The organism is Zhongshania borealis (assembly GCF_039539625.1).
Lineage (GTDB): Bacteria > Pseudomonadota > Gammaproteobacteria > Pseudomonadales > Spongiibacteraceae > Spongiibacter > Spongiibacter borealis.
Map to the genome: position 1 here is coordinate 63092 of NZ_BAABDM010000002.1, position 21091 is coordinate 84182.

The following is a 21091-nucleotide window of genomic DNA, read 5'->3' on the forward strand; positions in this document are numbered from 1 at the left end:
CCGAACACCAAATTACTCGGCGTCACTAGGCGGGATAGACGGTTTATTTCTTTCCGCCGCAACTTCTACTGCGCGACACTCCATTGCCACCTTATCTAAAATGCCGTTTAAATAACGGTAGCCATCAGTTGCACCAAAGCGTTTGCCGAGATTAATCGTTTCGTTAATGGCAACTTTATACGGCACATCAATTCTGCGCAGCAGTTCAAAACTGCCCATGCGCAGCAAGCACAATTCAATGGGATCGAGGTCGCTGAGTTTACGGTCGAGGTGTTTTTCAAACAGCGCGTGCAAATCAGTAAGCTGCGCGGGAATACTGTGCACCAAGTCGTGGAAAAACTCTTTGTCGACATGACTCATGTCATAGTCAGCGTGGAACTCAGCTTCTATAACATTCAGCGCTTGGCCAGCCATATGCCATTGATACAGAGCTTGCATCGCGTAGTGACGGGCCTTGCGACGACCGGCGGCAAGCTGATTATGGGACGGACCTTGATGACGATTTGCCACAAAAAATTACTCATTCACAGTGGATAAAACCACATTTAAAAAACCGCGCCACCGCTTACCAGAAACTGAATGGACGACGCGAAAATCACTTACAAAAAACGACATACGCAAACAATAAAGAAAATTACAGCTGCTTAAGCAGACTCACCATTTCAATGGCAGACATAGCTGCTTCTTCACCTTTATTGCCCGCCTTAGTACCAGCGCGCTCAATTGCTTGCTCAATACTGTCTACGGTCAACACGCCAAAGGACACCGGCACGCTGTACTGCATGGAAACCTGAGCCAAGCCTTTAACGCACTCGCCGGCAACGTATTCAAAGTGCGGGGTGCCGCCACGAATAACCGCGCCAAGTGCGATGATGGCGTCGTAGTTTTTACTGTCGGCGATTTTTTGGCAAACCAGTGGAATTTCAAACGCACCGGGGGCGCGCACGATCGTGATGTTATCTTCGGTCACACCGTGGCGGCGCAGGGAGTCGAGGGCGCCTTCCAACAAGCTCTCAACCACAAAGCTATTCCAGCGGCCCACAACAATCGCGTAGTTACCGCCAACCGCGGTGAAAGTACCTTCAATCGTTTTCATAATGGTTCCTTACAGTCTTGATTAATCAGGCTTGGCCAACGTCTTCGGGGCTGACAAATTCCACCACTTCCAGATCAAAACCGGAAATAGCATTGTATTTTACCGGTGCACCCATCAAACGGATTTTACCCACGCCCACATCCCGCAATATCTGCGAACCGAGCCCAATATTAAAATAGGTGGTCTGGTACTGCACACTATCGCCCTGTAGCGGCGGCTTATCACCCTGTGCAATACCCAAATCAGCCAAGATCGACTCCGGGGTTTCACGATGCGCCAGCAATACCACGACACCACCCTCGGCAGCGACCTTGGCTAGACTGCGGTGCATATTCCACCCGGTAGTTGAACCTGGCGGCTGGGTTTGCAATAGGTCGCGCACAGTCGAACCCAAATGCACCCGCGCCAAGGTTGGCACGTCAGCGTTGACCGCGCCCTTTTGAAGCGCGAAGTGAATTTCGCCGGCAACAGAATCTTTATACGCGTGCAACTCAAAATCGCCAAAATCAGTAGAGATAGTACCGCTGCTGATTTTTTGAATGGTCTGCTCGTTCAATACTTGGTAGTGAATGAGATCCGCGATGGTGCCCATCTTCAGATCGTGCTCAGCGGCAAATACTTCTAAATCTTCGCGGCGCGCCATGGTGCCGTCTTCGTTCATGATTTCGCAAATCACGCCCGTTGGTTCAAAACCCGCCAAGCGCGACAAATCACAAGCCGCCTCAGTGTGGCCCGCGCGGCTTAATACGCCACCTGGCTCCGACATCAGAGGGAAGATATGGCCGGGCTGAACAATGTCGCCAGCAACCGCGTTGCGCGCGGCGGCGGTGCGTACGGTGTGAGCCCGATCCGCCGCAGAAATACCGGTGGTCACGCCTTTGGTTGCTTCAATCGACAGTGTGAACTTGGTGCCAAACCCGGAGGCATTACGGTCGACCATCAAAGGCAGATTCAACTGCGTGCAGCGTTCCTTGGTCATCGGCATACAAATCAGACCACGGCCGAATTTAGCCATAAAGTTGATGTCTTGCGGGCGCACACACTCCGCCGCCATCACCAAATCGCCTTCGTTTTCACGGTCTTCATCATCTAACAGAATAACCATCTTACCCAGACGGATGTCCTGAACCAGTTCTTCTACTTTACTAAACGCCATAATCATTGCCTTTATATCCGCACACTATTTGCGCGCGGTCAAAAACCCGTTTTCCGCCAAGGTGGCCATGGACACACCCTTCTCAGCGCCTCCGTCAGCCCCACTTTGCACTTGTAATAAGCGCTCCAAATAGCGGGCGACCACATCTACTTCTAAATTCACCGCGGTACCCGGCCGATACGTTTGAATAATCGTTTGCGCCGCCGTGTGTGGAACGATGTTAAGTTCAAACACCTGCCCCTCAACTCGATTTACCGTCAAGCTTACGCCGTCGACACAAATAGAACCCTTGGTCGCAATATAACGCGCCAAGTCGGCCGGCGCCTCAACGCGCAGACGCACTGAGCGCGCATCTTTTTCGCAACTCACTATGCGGCCAACACCGTCGACGTGACCGCTAACAATATGACCATCAAAGCGGCTACTCGCCAACATGGCCCGCTCTAAATTCACGTTCTGGCCAGCCTTAGCTTGGGCAAAACTACTGTGAGCCAAGGTCTCTCTGGACACATCAGCCCAGTAGCCGTCGGCCAGCAATTCAACCACCGTCAGGCACACGCCATTGGTGGCAATGCTATCGCCCAGCTTCACCTCGGCCATCGGCAATTCTGCACTGTGCACTTTAAGCCGCAAGTCACCACCGCGCATTTCAGTGGCGGCAATCTTACCACAGGCCTCAATGATGCCAGTAAACACCTATGCGCCCCCTATCAATGCCGGGATGCGACAATGGATACGCCAGTCCTTACCCACCGCACGAATATCAATGATCTCGAGCGATTGCTGCCCCGCCATTTTGCTCATTGGCCATTCTACTAGCGGTCTACCGGCACTGCCCATCAAGCTAGGCGCCATATAAACGAACCACTCGTCGACCAAATCGGCGCGCAGAACCGAACCCGCCAAGGTCGCACCGGCCTCAACGAGCACGTCATTACAGCCACGGTCGGCCAAATAGCGCATTAAGGCGGGCAGCGACACGCGACCGTTGCCATCGTCGGCAAGACACAAAATAATGGCGCCGACCGCCGTCAAGGCAACATAGCGCTCCGGGTCACTAACCACCGTGGCGATAATGACTTCGCCACCCTCGCTAAATAGCTTGGCGTCCACGGGAGTGCGTAAGTTTGAGTCTAAAATAACGCGTAGGGGCTGACGCCAATATTGGTCTTTTAGTTCCGGGGCAAAGGCTTCAGGGCGCACGGTAAAAAGCGCATTATCATACAAAATGGTATCGACGCCGCTGACAATCGCGCAACTCTCGGCGCGTAACCGCTGAACGTCCTGCCGCGCAGCGGGGCCAGTAATCCACTGACTCTCACCCGACGCCATTGCAGTGCGGCCATCCAAGCTGCTTGCCGATTTCAAGCGCACCCAAGGTAAGCCACCACTGATTCGGCGCATAAAACCTTTGTTTAAATCGGCGGCCTGTTCGGCCATTAAACCGACGTCGACTTGAATACCCGCATCACGCAGCCGCGCAATGCCCTGGCCCGCGACCACCGGATTTGGGTCAACTATCGCAACCACCACTCGCGCCACGTTGGCATCGATCAATTTATCGGCGCAGGGCGGCGTACGCCCAGAGTGACTGCAGGGTTCTAGCGTCACATACACAGTAGCGTCGGTAGCATTGTCGATTTGCGCAAGGGCGTTTACCTCAGCATGACCGCTACCTGCGCGAACATGCCAACCCTCGGCAACCAGCTTGTCGTTTTGGGTAATAACGCAGCCAACCCGGGGATTTGGGCTGGTGGTATAACGGCCGCGCTCTGCCAATTGCAGAGCAAGCGCCATCATCTCGCGGTCAGTATCTGAGAAAATCATGACTAGTCCGCTTTCTCTGCCCGCGGCTCAGCGGATAGGCGATCAATCTCTGCGCGAAACTCATCCAGGTCTTGAAAACTGCGATAGACCGATGCAAATCGTACATAGGCAACATGATCCAAAGCCTTTAAGGCCTCCATCACCTGCTCGCCAACAATACGGCTGCCAATTTCACGCTCACCGGTCGCTTGCAAACGGCGCTTAATACCGCTGATTTCAGCTTCGATATGCTCAACACTAACAGGGCGTTTTTCCAAGGCTTTCAAGACCCCAGAACGCATCTTGGCTTCGTCAAAAGGCACGCGCGAACCATCACTCTTGATGATTTTCGGCATCAATAGCTCGGCAGTTTCGTAGGTAGTAAAACGTTCAGAACAAGACAAGCACTCACGCCGCCGACGAACCTGTCCACCCTCGGCAACCAGCCGAGAATCGATTACCTTGGTGTCGTCAAAATTGCAGAACGGGCAGCGCATGGTGGGTAGTGCCTCTTTACGAGTTTATAGCAGCATAGCAGTTTGGTGCAGTATGCATAAAACTCTGGGTCGGATGTCTGCCGTCGGATGTCAGTAAAACCAACACATCCGACGTCCGACACCTGACTTCAGACTTATCCGTATACCGGATACCGTTTGCAGATTTCCAAGACCTTCACTTTCACTTCTTCAATCTTGGCAGTGGCATCGCCGGCTTCCAGCGCTTCCAGTACGTCGCACATCCAGTTGGCCAGTTCTACACAATCGGCTTCTTTAAAACCGCGGGTGGTCACTGCTGGCGTGCCGACGCGCAAACCGCTGGTAATGAACGGTGAACGGGGGTCATTCGGTACAGCGTTTTTGTTCACGGTGATGTTTGCCGCGCCCAGTGCGGCATCCGCGTCTTTACCGGTGTAAGACTTACCGATGAGATCAACCAGCATCAGGTGGTTTTCAGTACCGCCAGACACAATATTAATGCCACGGCTAATAAAGGTTTTGGCCATTGCTTTAGCGTTGGTCACAACCTGCTTTTGGTAAGCAACATACTCAGGTGTCATGGCCTCTTTAAAGCTGACCGCTTTCGCCGCAATAACGTGCATCAAGGGACCGCCCTGACCACCGGGGAATACCGCCGAGTTCAGTTTTTTCTCAATCTCTGGATTAGACTTAGCCAGAATCAAACCGCCGCGTGGGCCGCGCAAGGTTTTGTGGGTAGTGGTGGTCACCACGTCGGCAAACGGCATTGGGTTGGGGTAAATACCCGCTGCAACCAAACCGGCAACGTGAGCCATATCAACCATCAAATAGGCGCCAACCATATCGGCGATTTCACGGAATTTCGCCCAGTCAACAATACCGGAGTAGGCAGAGAAACCCGCCACGATCATTTTTGGCTTGTGTTCAAGCGCTAGCGCTTCAACCTGTGCGTAATCAATTTCGCCGGTTTCATTGTTCAAACCATATTGAACGGCATTGTAGGTTTTGCCTGAGAAGTTAGGCTTGGCACCGTGGGTCAAGTGACCACCAGCGTCCAGGCTCATGCCCAGCACTGTCTCGCCCGGCAATACCAATGCTTGATATACCGCGCCATTGGCCTGTGAGCCAGAGTGCGGCTGTACGTTAGCGTAATCGGCGCCGAATAGCGCCTTGGCGCGATCAATCGCCAATGTTTCGGCTTTATCCACATACTCGCAGCCACCGTAGTAGCGCTTACCCGGATAACCCTCGGCGTATTTATTGGTCAGAACTGTGCCTTGCGCCTGCATGACTGCTGGGCTGGTGTAGTTTTCCGACGCGATCAGCTCAATATGCTCTTCCTGACGCACTTCTTCCTCTTGGATCGCAGACCAAATTTCATCGTCAAATCCGGCTATTGTCATCTCTTTACTAAACATCACTACCCCCGAGGCATACACAGGCTCTGAAAAGCCGCGCATTGTACAATAAATGCGCGTTATCGGCACCGTTTAAAGTAGCACTGAGCCCAACACAGGGCATTTAATTAACAATAATTGCAACCAAACACGGGCACGCGCTATTTACGGAAAAGACTGTCGCCATTGCGGCGCGTAAAACCATTGCGCAAAACCCCCGTTTTCGCTACCGTTTCGCACAAATCGCAGGTGCTTAATCGGCCCGCCCGCTTTAGAACTCAGGAGTCAGCATGGCCCAATTTGTCTATACCATGAACCGTGTCAGCAAGGTCGTGCCGCCCAAGCGCGAAATTCTGCACGATATTTCCTTATCCTTTTTCCCCGGCGCCAAAATCGGCGTTTTGGGTTTAAACGGCTCGGGCAAGTCCACCTTGCTGCGGATTATGGCCGGGGTCGACACTGAGTTTAACGGCGAAGCCCGCCCACAGCCCGGCACCAAGATTGGTTATTTATCGCAGGAGCCCGTTTTAGACCCAGAGAAAGATGTTCGCGGCAACGTTGAAGACGGCGTAGCCGAGGCCAAAAATGCACTCACCGAGCTGGATCAGGTCTATGCCGCCTACGCTGAGCCAGATGCCGACTTTGATGCCTTGGCCAAACGCCAAGCCCAGCTTGAAGACATTATCCAAGCCACCGACGCCCACAACCTCGATCACAAATTAGAAGTCGCCGCCGATGCGCTCCGCCTGCCACCCTGGGATGCGGACGTAACGAAATTGTCTGGCGGTGAACGTCGCCGAGTTGCCCTGTGTCGTCTACTGCTGTCCAACCCCGACATGTTGCTGCTCGACGAGCCCACCAACCATTTGGACGCTGAGTCTGTAGGCTGGCTGGAACGCTTTTTATGCGACTTCCCCGGCACCGTGGTAGCCATTACCCACGACCGTTACTTTCTCGACAATGCCGCTGGCTGGATTTTGGAATTGGACCGCGGTCGCGGCATTCCCTACGAGGGCAACTACTCCGACTGGCTAGAAGCCAAAGATGCCCGCCTAGCCCAAGAAGCCAAGTCTGACGCCTCACGGAAAAAAACCATTGCCGCCGAATTGGAATGGGTACGCAGCAACGCCAAGGGTCGCCAGAGTAAGAGCAAGGCACGTCTGGCGCGCTTTGAAGAATTGAATTCACAAACCTTCCAAAACCGCAGCGAAACCAACGAAATCTATATACCGCCAGGACCGCGGCTTGGCGACAAGGTGATTGAAGTCAACGGCGTTAGCAAAAGCTATGGCGACCGCCTACTGATTAACGACCTCAGCTTCACCATTCCACCAGGTGCCATCGTCGGCATTATCGGCGGTAACGGTGCGGGTAAATCGACCTTGCTGCGCATGATGACCGGCAAAGAGCAGCCCGACAGCGGCAATATCGTGATCGGCGAAACTGTTAAGCTGGTATCGGTTGAACAGATGCGCGACGACCTCGACGACAAAAAGACCGTCTGGGAAGCCGTCTCTGAAGGCCACGATATTTTGCGTATTGGCAGCTACGAAGTACCCTCCCGCGCTTACATCGGTCGCTTCAACTTTAAAGGCAGCGACCAACAGAAACGCGTCGGCGAATTATCAGGCGGTGAACGCGGTCGCCTGCACCTCGCCTGCACACTCAAAGAAGGCGGCAACGTCTTACTGCTCGATGAACCATCCAACGACTTAGACGTAGAAACCCTGCGCGCACTGGAAGACGCGCTACTCGACTTCCCCGGCTGCGCCCTGGTTATCTCGCATGATCGCTGGTTCCTCGACCGTATCGCCACCCACATCCTCGCCTACGAAGGCGACAGCGATGTCGTGTTCTTTGAAGGTAATTACACGGAATACCACGAAGATTTTGTGCAGCGTAAAGGGAAAAATGCCGGGCCGAAGCGAGTGAAGTATAAGAAGTTGAAGTAAGGGATGTCGGATGTCGGATGTCGGATGTCGGATGTCGGATGTCGGATGTCGGATGTCGGATGTCGGATGTCGGATGTCGGGATTTTAGCGACAACTGTCAAGGTAGCGTCAAGCTGCTTTTGATTGTTCGTCCGACGTCAGACACCCGACGCCGCGCTAGGTCATTTTCGCCACAACGCTCAAAGGCAATACCTTCATCGCCAGCCCTACGGCAACCCATGGCCAGCCGGGCACTTTCGCTTCAGCGGGCTCTTTCTCAATCGCTTTAACCATCGCCACACAACCGGTTTTTAAATCAACGCGCAGTGGCGCCTTTTTCATATCGGCATTAATTGGCGTAAGGATAAAGCCAGGGAGTATGCAGCTGACTTTAATTGGCGTGCCCATAACGTCGGCGCGAATGCCTTCTGTCATATTACGCAGCGCCGCTTTACTGGCGGCATAAACATTTAAGGCACGCGCAGCGCCCCGCACCGCACTCATCGACGACACGGTCACTAAATGACCACTATTCTGCGCGCGAAAGATTTCCAGCGCGGCTTCACACTGAGCTAGCGCGCCAACAAAATTGGTTTCTGCGGTTTGGCGATTTGCCTCAAAATAACCCGTACCCAGCGACGCGCCCTTGCCCATACCGGCATTAACAATGACACGATCCAGACCACCCAGGTCATCGCGAAAGGCGCGGAACACCTCAAACACTTTCTCGTAGTCGCAAACATCCAACTCACGAATAAAGATTTTAACGCCGGGATGCGCCGCCTCTAGCTCCGCCTTCAAGGTTTGCATGGGCTCAATCCGGCGTGCACACAAGGCGAGGTTGCAACCCTTGGCAGCATATTCGCGTGCCATGCCTTCGCCTAGGCCTGAGCTTGCACCAGTAATAAGAATATTTTTACGCATACTATTTTTCCGTGTTAACGATAACTAAGGAGTTCGCGATGACGACCGTCGAAGTGACTATGCTCATTAATACTGAGCAATTTCAAACCCGACTGACCACTGAGAATTTTACTGTAACCGGCGTTGACCAATTGCCAACTCAACTGAGCGGTCGCACTTGGCGATAAGCCCAAGACCTGCCCACACACCGCTGAGATCGCACCACCAGAAGTGAATACAAATACATTACCCTTGCCACTGCGGCTAGCGGTTTCTATCGCGCGACGAATACGCGCGCTAAATTGCGTCCAGCTCTCAGCATAGTCGGCGTCATGTTCCCCGCCAACCCAACGCTGCATCGCCTTGGCAAAGTGAGTTTGAAAACCCGCGCGCGGATTCTCACCAGCCAAATCTGCCACCATCTCTTCACCCACGCCAGGCAGCGCGGTGTAAGCTTGCAATAAATCGAGATGATCGTATTCGTTCCAATCAGGATCGGTATCCCAACTGAGATTTTGAGTGCCCGCACCCAAACCCGCCAGACAATGCTCAGCGGTTTGTCGGTGACGCTTCATGCCACCGATTATGATGTTATTCGGCAGCAGTTCTGCAGCGGCAAAAGCCCGCCCCAAGTGCGCCGCCTGACGCTCACCAAGGGACGACAATTGATCGTAGTCTTCGGCGTCGAAAGACGCTTGGCCATGGCGAATCAAGTACAGCGCTGGCATTAACCCCGCTCCCGTATGATTCGCTGGCAGCGGCGATCTAAATACCAAACAACTACCCAAAAGTTTTTGAACGCCGGATTATTCGTTTGCTTGTGGTAATAGCGGTAGTAAATTTGCTGAATAATTCCGGCCAGCCGAAACAAACCGAAGACTTCATAAAACGCCCAGTTATCGACTTTCAAGCCCATTTTCTCGCTGTAGTAACTTACCACTTCATCGCGGCTTAACATGCCCGGCAGATGCGTGGGCTGACGCCGTGTGGAACGCAAAAACCGGTCGTCGTCAGCTTGCACCCAATAGGCCAAGGCACTGCCCAAATCCATTAACGGGTCGCCGAGGGTTGCCATTTCCCAATCGAGAATGCCCAGCACCGAACTCGGGTCGGCCGGATTGAGCACCACATTATCAAAACGAAAATCATTGTGAATCACACAGCTCTGCACGTCTTTCGGTGTGTTCCCATCCAGCCATGACATGACTTTTTTAAACGACGGCACATTCCACGTTTTGGCCTTGCTATAGCGGCCGCTCCAGCCTTTGACCTGACGCTCGCAATACCCTTCGCCCTTGCCCAAATCAGCTAGGCCCGCCGCGCTGTAATCCACCTTGTGCAACGCCACCAGCTTGTCGACCACCGACAAACACAAATCTCGCGTCTGCTCAGTACTGAGCACCAAGCCCTTGGGCATATTGGCGCGGGGAATCAATCCCGGAATACGGCGCATCACATAAAAATCGCAGTCAATGACCGCAGGGTCGTCACAAAACGCCAGCATCTCGGGTACATAGGGAAACACCGGCGCCAAAGCCGCCTGCACTTTGTATTCACGGCCCATATCATGGGCCGACTTGGCCTTGGTGCCCTTTGGCGGCCGACGCAAAATCAGATCATGACTGGGGTATTCCAAACGATAAGTCCAATTCGATGCACCGCCACTGTACTGAGTCACCACGGGCTCGCCACTTAGACCGGCAATACGGGGCTTCAGCCATGCGTCCACCGCGGCGATATCCAACTCTTCACCGCTGCGCACACCGCCAGCAACGTCGATTAGGGCGTTATTTTCTGGCATCACGCTTACTCATCATGCGGTTGGTTTGCTTTAGCATCATTGCGCGGAATTGCGGGAAGGGTAACCAACGCTTCAGACGCCAGATTTTGCGCCCTTCCGGATGAGGCAGAATATAAAATTCGCGTTTTTCTATCGACTTAAATACCCGTTCAGCAATTTCGTCGGCGCCGAGCTTGGCTTTATTCACCAAGCGCTGTGTAGCGGCTTGCGAATCTGGATCAGACGCGCGCACCGACTCCGCCAAATTAGTGCGGAAGAAACTCGGGCAAACCACCGACACCGCAATATTGTCTGGGTCTAGTTCCAAGGTCAGCACCTCAGAAATTGCCACTACCGCCGCTTTTGTCGCGCAGTAGGAAGCCATTTTCGGCGGCGAAATTAAACCCGCTAACGAGGCGATATTCACCAAATGACCGCTGCCTTGCTCTTTCATCAGCGTTGCAAAAACCTTACAGCCCCGCACTACGCCCAAGACATTGATATCGACAATCCACTCCCAATCGCTCAACGGGAACTCTGTAATGCCGCCCGCCGATGCTACGCCAGCGTTATTCACCACCACGTCCACGCCGCCCCACTCACTGAGCAACCAGTCGGCCACCGTTTGCAGTGCACTCTCTTTGGTGACATCGCAATTGCAGTAATGGGCAGTGGTTTTCGCCTGTAATTCAGCGAGGGCTTCAGCGCCACGACCATCGTCGACATCGCCAATGCATACCCAGTAACCCGCATCAGCGAAACGATTTGCCAACGCCCGGCCCAAGCCAGACGCTCCACCGGTGATAAAAACTCTCTTTGCACTCATCTTATATTTGCTCCCGCCTAAGGCGACATTAATGCTGAATGTAGTTGTACAGCAGCCTTATTTGTATTTAGCCAATTCCATTCGGGCAATCAAGCCACGGTGCACTTCGTCTGGACCATCCGCCAAGCGCAGTACTCGCGCCATCGCGAACATACCGGCGAGCGGCGTATCGTTTGATACCCCGGCACCGCCGTGCATCTGAATCGCCGCGTCGACCACATCTTGCAACACATTCGGTGCAACCACTTTGATTGCCGAGATCTCAGTCAATGCCGCCAAGGCGCCAACATTGTCGATTTTCCACGCTGCATACAAGGTCAGCAGGCGCGCCTGGTCGATGGCAATACGTAAATTGGCGATGCGCTCTTGGTTACCACCGAGATTAATCAGCGGCTTGCCAAAGGCGATCCGCGACTTACCGCGTTTGATCATCAATTCCAGCGCTTTCTCTGCGGCACCCAATGCGCGCATGCAGTGATGGATACGGCCAGGCCCAAGCCGGCCCTGTGCAATTTCAAAACCGCGCCCCGCACCCAAGATCATATTTGTTTTGGGCACTCGCACATTTTCGAACCACACTTCACCGTGACCCTCTGGCTCGTCATAGGCGTTAAATACCGGCAACATGCGTTTAATCACCACGCCTGGGGTTTTCATTGGCACAAGCACCATGGAATGCTGGCTGTGGCGCGCGGCGTCCGGGTTACTCACCCCCATAAAAATACCGATCTCACAGCGCGGATCACCCACACCCGACGACCACCATTTTTTACCGTTAAGAATGAGGTCATCACCGTCTTCAATAATCGTGGCTTCCATATTGGTTGCATCGGACGATGCCACGTCAGGCTCGGTCATAAAAAATACTGAACGAATTTTGCCTTCCAGCAAGGGCTCCAACCACTGCTGCTTTTGTTCTTCGCTGCCATACTTCCACAGCACTTCCATATTGCCGGTGTCGGGCGCACTGCAATTGAAAATCTGCGCAGCAATATGCGAACGACCCATTTCTTCGGCCAACGGCGCGTACTCTAAGGTCGACAAACCTGCGCCGCGCTCGGCGTCGTGCAGGAAGAAATTCCACAGCCCCAGTTCCTTAGCCTCAGCTTTAAGCGCTTCGATTCTTGGATCGACCTGCCACTTAGTCCAATCACCACCATTGCTACTCGCCAACATTGCCGGCAGCAACTCGGCATCTAAGGGCTCTATACGGTCTTTTATAAACGCCCGCACTTGATCAATTAATGCTTGGCAACGGGGGCTATGACTAAAATCCATGACGTACTCTCCTCAATTATTGCATCAAACATACGGCTTGATTAAATATCAGTCTAATTTATTTTATAAATGTTATATCATCATTTAAATGAATGTATTGAAGCAGTCGAATCCATGGATCTCAATCTCTTTAAAGTCTTTGACGCCGTCTATCGCGCCAGCTCCCTTACCGAGGCCGCCAAAGACCTGCACATCACCCAGCCCGCAGTCAGCAACGCCCTCGCTCGCCTGCGTGAGCACTTTGACGACCCCTTATTTGTCCGTCGCGGCCGCAGCATTGCTCCCACGCCGCTGGCCGACAGCATCGCCGCAGACATCAGCAACTCACTGATCTCTTTACAAGAAAGCCTGCACCGCGGCCAGCAGTTTGACCCCACCACCTCCAAGCGACGATTTATTATTAGCATGGGCGACCCAATGGAATTCGTTGCCCTGCCCAGCCTTATCTCACAGCTACAAACCCATGCGCCGGGCATCCGCCTGCAGAGCCAGCGCATTGTCCGCGACCAACTCAGCCGACAACTGATTAGTGGCGAGCTGTCAATGGCGGTCGACATTCCCCAAGCAGTGGACCCCAGTATCCAGCAGCAATTTTTATTCAAAGACGACTTATGGGTCATGATGCGCGAAGGACATCCACTGGCAGAGCAAAGCCTCAGCTTAAAAAGCTACCTACAAGCCATGCACATTTCGGTGTCGGGGCGCAGCCGAGGCAGTGTTATTGAAGATGCCGCGCTAAATCGAAAAGGCCTAAATCGCAATATTATTTTACGCGGGCAGAGCTATTATTCCGCCAGCCATATCGTCGCCGAATCAGATTTACTGCTCACCCTACCACGCTATTTAGCACTGCGGTTTCAGCAATTCCTGCCCCTGCAAATCCACCCCTTACCCTTAAAACTACCGGCACTGGAAATGCAGATGTACTGGCATCGTAGCGCCAATAACGACACCGCCCACCAATGGTTACGGGAGCAAATTCAAGAGATTATCGCCCAGAACAGCGAGAACAATTAGACCAAACATCCAGGCATAAAAAAGCCGCCGTAACGAGCATTACGGCGGCTTTGGCTTTTTGCGTCTAGGGTTTACTCTAGCGCCAGCTCACCTCAAGACAAGGGATAATGCGCAGGATAAGGCAGACTAGCAACGCCGGTATCAACAGCGGCTTTCGCCACAGCAGCAGAGACCTTGCCCAATAAGCGGCGATCCACCGGCTTGGGAATAATATACTCCGGCCCAAACGACAATTCACTCACGCCGCAAGCATCGATAACCACTTGCGGAACCGGCTCTTTAGCCAATTCACGAAGTGCATGCACCGCCGCAATTTTCATTTCTTCATTAATTGCGGTTGAGCGCACATCTAAAGCCCCTCTAAAGATAAAGGGGAAGCCCAAGACATTATTCACTTGGTTCGGGTAGTCGGAACGACCTGTCGCCATAATGAGATCGTCGCGTACCGACAGTGCCAGCTCGGGCTGAATTTCCGGATCGGGGTTAGAGCATGCAAAAACAATTGGCTTAGGCGCCATCGACAGCAGCATTTCGGCGCTAAGCAAATCTGCGCCCGACAAACCGACAAAGACGTCGGCGCCTTTAACCGCGTCTTCCAATGTACGGGCGCCAGCGTCGTTCTGGAATTCTTCTTTATAAACATTAATGCCCGCGCGGCCGGGATAAATCACGCCACTGCGATCCACCATGTAAATATTTTCATAACGCGCGCCCAAGCTCACCAGCAGACGCATGCAGGCAATTGCCGCCGAACCCGCGCCAAGGCAAACCACTTTTGCGGTTTCAAGATTTTTGCCTTGAATCTCGAGGGCATTCAACATACCCGCCGCGGTGACAATCGCGGTGCCGTGCTGGTCGTCATGAAAAACCGGAATAGGGCACTGTTCTTTTAAGACGCGTTCAATTTCAAAACACTCTGGCGCCTTGATGTCTTCAAGGTTAATCCCACCAAAGGTAATGGCGATGCGCTTAACGGTATCGATAAAGGCCTGACTGTCTTCGGCGTCAACTTCAATATCAATAGAATCGATATCGGCAAAACGCTTAAATAATAGCGCCTTACCTTCCATAACCGGCTTACTGGCCAAGGGACCAAGATTGCCCAAGCCCAAAATAGCAGAGCCGTTAGAAATAACAGCGACCAAATTGCCCTTGCTGGTGTATTTGTAGGCATTGGCTGGATCGCGGGCGATTTCTCGCACTGGCTCGGCAACACCGGGGCTATAGGCCAGCGATAAATCGTATTGGGTTTCGGCAGGTTTCGTCAGCGCAATGCAGATTTTACCTGGGGTAGGGAGCGAGTGGTAATCCAGAGCCGCCTGCTTAACATCTTTGGACATTCGATAATTCCCAATATGAGTGCCTTCCCTGAGAGACGAGAAAGCATATAGAACAGAGATTACAGTAACAAGTCGCCGCGCGGTGTGCGCCAAAAATGGCCTCAACGATCTTCACACTTAAGCGCATGCAGCCACCAAGCAGAACACGTCAATTAACTTGCCTGTATCGGGAACAAACACGCGGTTTAATCCCGAAGATCACAAACAAAAATGCCCGGTCAGATTAGCACCGGGCATTTCTATGGTGGCTGCCTGCGCAGCCACTAAGCACTACCGGGATATTACTCGGTAGGTGCTGCCGCTGCGCCGCGCGAACCAAAACGCTTACGGAACTTATCAACACGGCCGCCGGTATCAAGCATTTTCTGCTTACCAGTGTAGAACGGGTGGCAAGATGAACAAACGTCAACGTGCAGGGCATCGCCCAATGTAGAACGCGTTTCAAAGGCGTTGCCACAGCTGCAAGTTACGCTCATAGCGACATAATTTGGATGGATATCTGCTTTCATGGGTCTTTCCTCAATGGACGCCGCCACCCGATCATTTGCCGAGCACCGCGTAGGGTTTGACTTTCAAAATTAGCTTGAAATTCAGGCGGCGAATGTTAACAGAATTATTGCAATAAGCAAGCAGTGCGGGGTGACGGCTAAAAACTTCACTCTCCGCGAAGACGTAATTCTTATACACTGGCGTTTTAATACGCCTAATTAGCCACGCTTTTATGTCGAAACTCGTCACCATTGCCGTTCCCTGCCCTCTGCGCCGAGGCTTTGACTATTTGTGGCCCGAGAGTTTGGCGCGCGATGCAGAAATCGGCTTGCGGGTGAGCATTCCCTTTGGCCGACAACAGCTCGTTGGCGTGGTGATCGCCCTTGATCCGGTCTGTGACATTCCTAGCAATAAACTAAAAGCGGTTTTGAGTGTACTCGACGGCCAGCCAAGCCTTCCTACTGACATCGTTCAGCTCGGACGCTGGGCCGCCGACTACTACCACCACCCCGTTGGCGATTGCTTTCAGCAAATGCTCCCCGTGGTCTTGCGCAAAGCCAGCCCACCCAAGGAGAAACCCGCTCAGTACTGGCGAGTAAGCGACAATAACGAAGCACTACCTCCAATTGCGAGCCGCGCTCACCAGCAGATCAGCCTGCTCGCCGTCATTCGTCAGGCGGGGCAACTGTCACGCCGTCAAATAAAAGACCTTGGCTACAGTAATCCCGTGCTCAACGCGCTAATCAATGGCGGCTATTTACAGCAGGCCGACACCCCGGTCGCGCCCAGCCCCCAAGACAGTGATTCCGGTCCCGTACTGAATAGCGAGCAACAGCAGGCGGTGTCCACAATCTGCGGCAGTCTCGACCAGTTTGCGCGCTATTTGCTCGACGGCGTAACCGGCAGCGGCAAAACCGAAGTCTATTTACGCAGCATCGCCGAATGCCTGAGCCGGGGCGAACAAGTACTGGCACTGATCCCAGAGATTGGTCTAACCCCGCAAACCTTGGAACGCTTCGAAACCCGCTTTCCTGGGCAGGTCCGCGCCCTGCACTCTGGGCTTAGCGACGGCGAGCGCTACCGCAGCTGGCAAGACATTAGCAGCGGTCGCGCCCGAATCTTACTCGGCACCCGCTCGGCGGTATTCACGCCGTTTCAAAAACTCGGCCTAGTCATTGTCGACGAAGAGCACGACGCCTCCTACAAACAACAAGAAGGCTGGCGCTACTCGGCCCGGGACATCGCGGTAAAACGTGCCGCCGACCACCGGTGCCCAGTGGTATTAGGCAGCGCGACCCCTAGCCTCGACAGCCTCCACAACGTCGGCCAAGACCGCTACCAATTACTGGAATTGCGCGAGCGCGCAGGTCACGCCAGCAAGCCCGACATACGGCTACTGGATATTCGTCAACAAAATCTGGACGAAGGTCTGAGCAAAACCCTGCTCGACGCCACCCAAGACACCCTGCAAGCCGGCAACCAAGTTTTAATATTTCTCAATCGCCGGGGCTTTTCGCCTTTACTGCAATGCCACGGCTGCGGCTGGATCGCCAACTGCCAAGCCTGCGATGCCAAAATGACCGCCCACTTTGGCCGCCGCGAATTACGCTGCCACCACTGCGACGCGAGGGAAGCGCTGCCAAGTATTTGCCCCCAGTGCCACAACAGCCAATTGATTTTTCAGGGGCCAGGCACCGAGCGCTTGGAACTCAGCCTAAAACGCCATTTCCCCGAGGTTGATGTCATCCGCATTGATCGCGACACCACCTCAGCCAAGGGCAGTATGCAAAGCCTGGTCGACGGTATTCGCGACGGTCGCCCCAGCATTCTTGTTGGCACCCAAATGCTGGCCAAAGGTCACCACTTCCCGGATGTCACCTTGGTCGGCATTATCGATATTGACGGTGGTTTGTTCAGCGCCGACTTCCGCGCTCCAGAGCGCAGCGGCCAATTGCTCGTACAAGTAGCCGGTCGCGCCGGTCGCGCCGACAAACCCGGTCGCGTTTATATTCAAACCCACTGCCCAGACCACCCCGCGCTGCTCACCCTCGTCAGCGAAGGCTACCAACCCTTTGCCCAACAATTGCTGGCCGAGCGCCAACTGCTAAGCCTGCCGCCGGTAAGCTTTAGCGCCGTGATTCGCGCCGACGCCAGCACCTTGCGCTGCGCCGAAGACTTTTTAAGCGCAATTCGCGCCGCACTCGCCCCCGGCGATAACAACTGGAGCATAGTCGGCCCCCTGCCCGCGCCAATGACCCGCAAAGCGGGACGCTTTCGTGCCGCACTCATTCTGCAAGCCGAGCGCCGCCCTATACTCCATCGCCAACTCGCCATTGCCTGCCACACCGGCGACGGACTGAGCAAACACCAAAGCCTGCGCTGGTCGGTGGATGTTGATCCGATCGACTTGTTTTAGTGGCCACATTTGAAGCTGTAGCTATTTCAGCAGCGACACGGCAAGATTTTCGGTTGATTGGCTATGCCCCGCTACGATCTGCTTTTTGGTATTGATAGGTCCCTGCTTGCGCAAGAGCGACAGCTTAACGTCTTCTTGTTAGCGATAACGGTAAGCAGCTGGTAAACCAAAAGCGTGGTGTTTCGCCAAGCACTGCGTTACGTCATGCACGATTCTTTGATATTTCAGCGGATTTCTAGCTTAACCTTCAGGTTCACTGGGATTTATATACGGCACAACAAATAGAAGAAGAGGATTTAAATTCAATTTTAAATTTTCACCACCAAAAGATAGCTTTAACGTCGCCGCGTGTCGTCTACCAGTCGCTAGCTAGCTATTCAAGCTGGATTAAGTTGCTAACCGCTTGCCGCCAATCACTAACACAAACCCCAAAGGCTTTGGCAATCTTAGCATTACTCAACACCAAGTATGCTGGACGCTTGACCGGGGTAGGATAAGCCTCGGTAGTGATCGCATTGACTGTCGGCACCTTTGGCAGCCTACCCTTAAGATGAGCTTCATTAAATATTGCCATCGCGAAGCCATGCCAACTTAGCGCTTCGTCACCGGCATAGTGATATACCCCGTACTCAGCTTGATGATCATCGTCACTGCGGTGCAATTGTCGGGCGATCTCAATTAAAGCCTTGGCAATATCACCGGCATAAGTCGGGCAGCCAACTTGATCGGCAACGACCCCAAGCGTGTCGCGCTCTTTCGCTAGGCGTAGCATCGTTTTCAGAAAGTTATTGCCGTATTCGCTAAATACCCAAGCGGTGCGCAAAATAATGTACTTAGTTGCGTGGCGCTGAATTGCCAATTCACCGTCAAGCTTGGTTTGGCCATATACGCCCGTTGGTGACGGTGCATCGGTTTCAACATACGGTCTTTGTTGATTGCCGTCGAACACATAATCAGTCGAGACATGCAGCAATGGAATATCAAAATGGGCGCTGAGCTTAGCCAATGCAGTCACCCCATCGACATTTACTCGCTGGGCCAATTCAGGCTCAGACTCAGCCTTATCCACCGCGGTATAGGCTGCGGCGTTAATAATCGCGGTGACAGCCTTGTCGGCAATGATTCTTTCTAGTACGACGGTATCGTTGATATCAGCGTCTTGACGACTCAACAAGGTGTGAGGGATTTGCTGTGCCTTAAGCTCGTCGGCCAAGCATTGACCCAACTGGCCAAAGGCGCCCGTGACCAGCAAGTGCATATCTTCCCGCATGCCTTCCTGCCCGCTCATCGCTGGAAGAGCTCGGCAAAGGTCGGCGCCTTACTGTCTTTGTCTGACAAGCGGGGATTATCCAGTGGCCAGGTAATCGCCATGGCTGGATCATTCCAAATCAAGCTGCCCTCGTCAGTCGGGTCATAGTAGTCAGTGCATTTGTATTCAAAGTCCGCGGTATCACTGAGCACCACAAAGCCGTGAGCAAAGCCCGGTGGCACCCAAAACTGGCGTTTGTTTTCTTCGGAGAGAATAACGCCATCCCATAGCCCAAAGCTCGGCGAGTCAGGCCTAATATCCACGGCAACATCATAGACTTCACCACTGACTACGCGCACTAATTTGCCTTGTGGCCTAGTCTTTTGAAAATGTAAGCCACGCAGCACGCCCTTGGCCGAGCGAGAATGGTTGTCTTGCACAAAGGGTAGATTAATGCCGGCCATGTCGCGGTAGCGATCGGCCTGAAAGGTTTCTAAAAAGAAGCCTCGATGGTCACCAAAGACCTTGGGCTCGATAATGACGCAGTCTTTGAGTTTAGTTTGAATAACGTTCATCGTAGTCTCGATTTTACTAACGTATAGCTGCTCGTAAAAAATAGCCGTTTTCATCTAAGCCAATACTATTCCACCCCTATACCAATACGGCTGAGTTTGTAATTCCCAGACAGCACACGCTGCCACCACTGGGGATTATCCAAATACCATTGCACGGTTTTGCGGATACCGGACTCAAAGGTTTCTTGGGGCACCCAGCCCAGTTCGCGCTGAATTTTACTGGCATCAATCGCATAGCGAACATCGTGCCCAGGGCGATCTTCCACAAAGGTGATGAGGTCTTTAAAACCTTTGCCGCTAGCGCGGGAGTTGGCATTTTCCGGGGCGAGCTCTTCCAGCAATCCACAGATAGTCTCTACCACCTCAATATTGCGCTTTTCATTGTGGCCGCCAATATTGTATGTCTCACCGAGCGCGCCCTCATTCACCACCTTAAATAAGGCGCGGGCGTGATCCTCGACGTAGAGCCAGTCGCGAATTTGGCTGCCATCACCGTAGACCGGCAACGATTTGCCGTGCAGGGCGTTAAGAATAATATGGGGCACGAGTTTTTCGGGAAAATGGTAAGGCCCATAATTATTGGAACTGTTAGTCACAATGATTGGCAAACCAAACGTACGACCCCACGCTCTTACGAGGTGATCAGAGCTAGCTTTACTGGCCGAATAAGGCGAGCTAGGTTCATAGGAGGCGGATTCAGTCAATAGATGGCTCGTACCGTTGAGATCACCATAAACCTCGTCAGTAGAGATATGGTGGAATCGAAAACCGGCTTTCTTATCGCCAGCCAGACTTTGCCAATACGCGCGAGCAGCCTCCAGCATAGTGTAGGTGCCAACTATATTGGTTTGAATAAACGCGCTTGGGTCATCAATGGATCGGTCGACATGGCTTTCGGCAGCAAGATGCATCACCAGATCGGGTTGATGCTCAGCAAAGACCACATTGAGGGCTGCCAAATCACAGATATCCACTTGCGCAAACGCATAACGCTCGTCCTGCAGCTCGGCCGGAATAGATTCCAGATTACCGGCATAGGTAAGTAAATCGACATTCACAACTGCCGCATCAGTATCCGCCAGAATATGCCGAACCACCGCACTGCCAACAAACCCGGCACCGCCGGTGACTAATATCTTCATGTCCAGCGCTTTGGCCAATATTTCAACAGAAGGTCCTTATACCGACAGCGCATAACTCCCTCCCTTGGAAATTATCATTAAGGTGCCGGCGACTATATTCTCAGTGGTTATCCATAACAACCGTATTCACAAGCGCATCAGCAAATTTCGCAAGGTAAGAGCTACAGGCGCGCAAACAGGGCCGACCTCAACCGTAGGCTGAATCCTTTAGAGT

General features: G+C 53.1%; 20 protein-coding genes. 3 read left to right on the forward strand and 17 right to left on the reverse strand.

Annotated features, from left to right (window positions below):
- Positions 1 to 12: 12 nt before the first annotated feature.
- The 7 genes from nusB to glyA all read right to left on the reverse strand — a co-directional run bounded on the left by nusB (position 13) and on the right by glyA (position 5952).
- Positions 13 to 510, reverse strand: coding sequence for a transcription antitermination factor NusB (gene nusB / locus ABD836_RS06540; RefSeq protein WP_344933702.1), 498 nt, complete (start codon positions 508 to 510; stop codon positions 13 to 15).
- Between the two features lie 124 nt (positions 511 to 634).
- Positions 635 to 1096 (reverse strand): 6,7-dimethyl-8-ribityllumazine synthase, encoded by a 462-nt coding sequence (gene ribH, locus ABD836_RS06545; RefSeq protein WP_344933704.1) that lies wholly within the window; start codon positions 1094 to 1096, stop codon positions 635 to 637.
- A gap of 25 nt (positions 1097 to 1121) precedes the next feature.
- Positions 1122 to 2252, reverse strand: coding sequence for a bifunctional 3,4-dihydroxy-2-butanone-4-phosphate synthase/GTP cyclohydrolase II (ribBA, locus tag ABD836_RS06550; RefSeq protein WP_344933706.1), 1131 nt, complete (start codon positions 2250 to 2252; stop codon positions 1122 to 1124).
- Between the two features lie 24 nt (positions 2253 to 2276).
- Positions 2277 to 2948 (reverse strand): riboflavin synthase, encoded by a 672-nt coding sequence (locus ABD836_RS06555; protein WP_344933708.1) that lies wholly within the window; start codon positions 2946 to 2948, stop codon positions 2277 to 2279.
- Positions 2949 to 4079, reverse strand: coding sequence for a bifunctional diaminohydroxyphosphoribosylaminopyrimidine deaminase/5-amino-6-(5-phosphoribosylamino)uracil reductase RibD (gene ribD / locus ABD836_RS06560; RefSeq protein WP_344933709.1), 1131 nt, complete (start codon positions 4077 to 4079; stop codon positions 2949 to 2951).
- Between the two features lie 2 nt (positions 4080 to 4081).
- Positions 4082 to 4555: a transcriptional regulator NrdR gene (gene nrdR / locus ABD836_RS06565; protein ID WP_344933711.1), complete on the reverse strand. Its 474-nt coding sequence runs from the start codon at positions 4553 to 4555 to the stop codon at positions 4082 to 4084.
- Positions 4556 to 4689: 134 nt separating this feature from the next.
- Positions 4690 to 5952 carry a serine hydroxymethyltransferase gene (gene glyA / locus ABD836_RS06570; RefSeq protein WP_344933713.1) on the reverse strand — a complete coding sequence of 421 codons (1263 nt, stop codon included), beginning with the start codon at positions 5950 to 5952 and terminating at the stop codon, positions 4690 to 4692.
- Between the two features lie 269 nt (positions 5953 to 6221).
- Between glyA and ettA the strand changes: the two genes are divergently transcribed.
- Positions 6222 to 7883 carry an energy-dependent translational throttle protein EttA gene (gene ettA, locus ABD836_RS06575; RefSeq protein WP_344933715.1) on the forward strand — a complete coding sequence of 554 codons (1662 nt, stop codon included), beginning with the start codon at positions 6222 to 6224 and terminating at the stop codon, positions 7881 to 7883.
- Between the two features lie 156 nt (positions 7884 to 8039).
- Here the strand turns inward: ettA and ABD836_RS06580 are convergent, their stop codons facing one another.
- From ABD836_RS06580 to ABD836_RS06600, 5 genes are read right to left on the reverse strand one after another with little or no spacing between them, the layout of a single operon-like run.
- Entirely contained in the window at positions 8040 to 8786 is a 747-nt protein-coding gene (locus ABD836_RS06580; protein ID WP_344933717.1) for an SDR family oxidoreductase, read from the reverse strand.
- A gap of 14 nt (positions 8787 to 8800) precedes the next feature.
- The gene (locus ABD836_RS06585) at positions 8801 to 9493 is read right to left on the reverse strand and encodes a histidine phosphatase family protein (RefSeq protein WP_344933719.1); all 693 of its coding nucleotides are present in this window, start codon (positions 9491 to 9493) and stop codon (positions 8801 to 8803) included.
- Positions 9493 to 10566, reverse strand: coding sequence for a phosphotransferase family protein (locus ABD836_RS06590; protein WP_344933721.1), 1074 nt, complete (start codon positions 10564 to 10566; stop codon positions 9493 to 9495). The genes ABD836_RS06585 and ABD836_RS06590 overlap by 1 nt, the downstream gene beginning before the upstream one ends.
- Entirely contained in the window at positions 10553 to 11371 is an 819-nt protein-coding gene (locus ABD836_RS06595) for an SDR family oxidoreductase (RefSeq protein ID WP_344933723.1), read from the reverse strand. The genes ABD836_RS06590 and ABD836_RS06595 overlap by 14 nt, the downstream gene beginning before the upstream one ends.
- A gap of 57 nt (positions 11372 to 11428) precedes the next feature.
- Entirely contained in the window at positions 11429 to 12649 is a 1221-nt protein-coding gene (locus ABD836_RS06600; protein WP_344933725.1) for an acyl-CoA dehydrogenase family protein, read from the reverse strand.
- Positions 12650 to 12763: 114 nt separating this feature from the next.
- On the opposite strand from ABD836_RS06600, the gene ABD836_RS06605 reads away from it, so the two are divergent.
- Positions 12764 to 13666, forward strand: coding sequence for a LysR family transcriptional regulator (locus ABD836_RS06605; protein WP_344933729.1), 903 nt, complete (start codon positions 12764 to 12766; stop codon positions 13664 to 13666).
- A 92-nt stretch (positions 13667 to 13758) separates the two neighbouring features.
- Here ABD836_RS06605 and ABD836_RS06610 read toward each other — a convergent pair whose 3' ends face one another.
- Complete coding sequence (locus tag ABD836_RS06610) at positions 13759 to 15006, reverse strand: malic enzyme-like NAD(P)-binding protein (RefSeq protein ID WP_344933731.1); 1248 nt, start codon at positions 15004 to 15006, stop codon at positions 13759 to 13761.
- Between the two features lie 281 nt (positions 15007 to 15287).
- Positions 15288 to 15515, reverse strand: a complete 228-nt coding sequence (gene rpmE / locus ABD836_RS06615) for a 50S ribosomal protein L31 (RefSeq protein WP_344933733.1) — start codon at positions 15513 to 15515, stop codon at positions 15288 to 15290.
- Positions 15516 to 15727: 212 nt separating this feature from the next.
- Between rpmE and ABD836_RS06620 the strand changes: the two genes are divergently transcribed.
- Complete coding sequence (locus tag ABD836_RS06620; protein ID WP_344933735.1) at positions 15728 to 17911, forward strand: primosomal protein N'; 2184 nt, start codon at positions 15728 to 15730, stop codon at positions 17909 to 17911.
- 373 nt (positions 17912 to 18284) lie between these two features.
- Here the strand turns inward: ABD836_RS06620 and rfbD are convergent, their stop codons facing one another.
- From rfbD to rfbB, 3 genes are all read right to left on the reverse strand, one after another.
- Positions 18285 to 19199, reverse strand: a complete 915-nt coding sequence (gene rfbD, locus ABD836_RS06625; RefSeq protein ID WP_344933737.1) for a dTDP-4-dehydrorhamnose reductase — start codon at positions 19197 to 19199, stop codon at positions 18285 to 18287.
- On the reverse strand, positions 19196 to 19735 hold the full coding sequence (gene rfbC, locus ABD836_RS06630; RefSeq protein WP_344935008.1) for a dTDP-4-dehydrorhamnose 3,5-epimerase: 540 nt from the start codon (positions 19733 to 19735) through the stop codon (positions 19196 to 19198). Before rfbC ends, rfbD begins: the two co-directional genes overlap by 4 nt.
- A 65-nt stretch (positions 19736 to 19800) precedes the next feature.
- Positions 19801 to 20877 (reverse strand): dTDP-glucose 4,6-dehydratase, encoded by a 1077-nt coding sequence (rfbB, locus tag ABD836_RS06635; RefSeq protein ID WP_344933739.1) that lies wholly within the window; start codon positions 20875 to 20877, stop codon positions 19801 to 19803.
- Between the last annotated feature and the right edge of the window lie 214 nt (positions 20878 to 21091).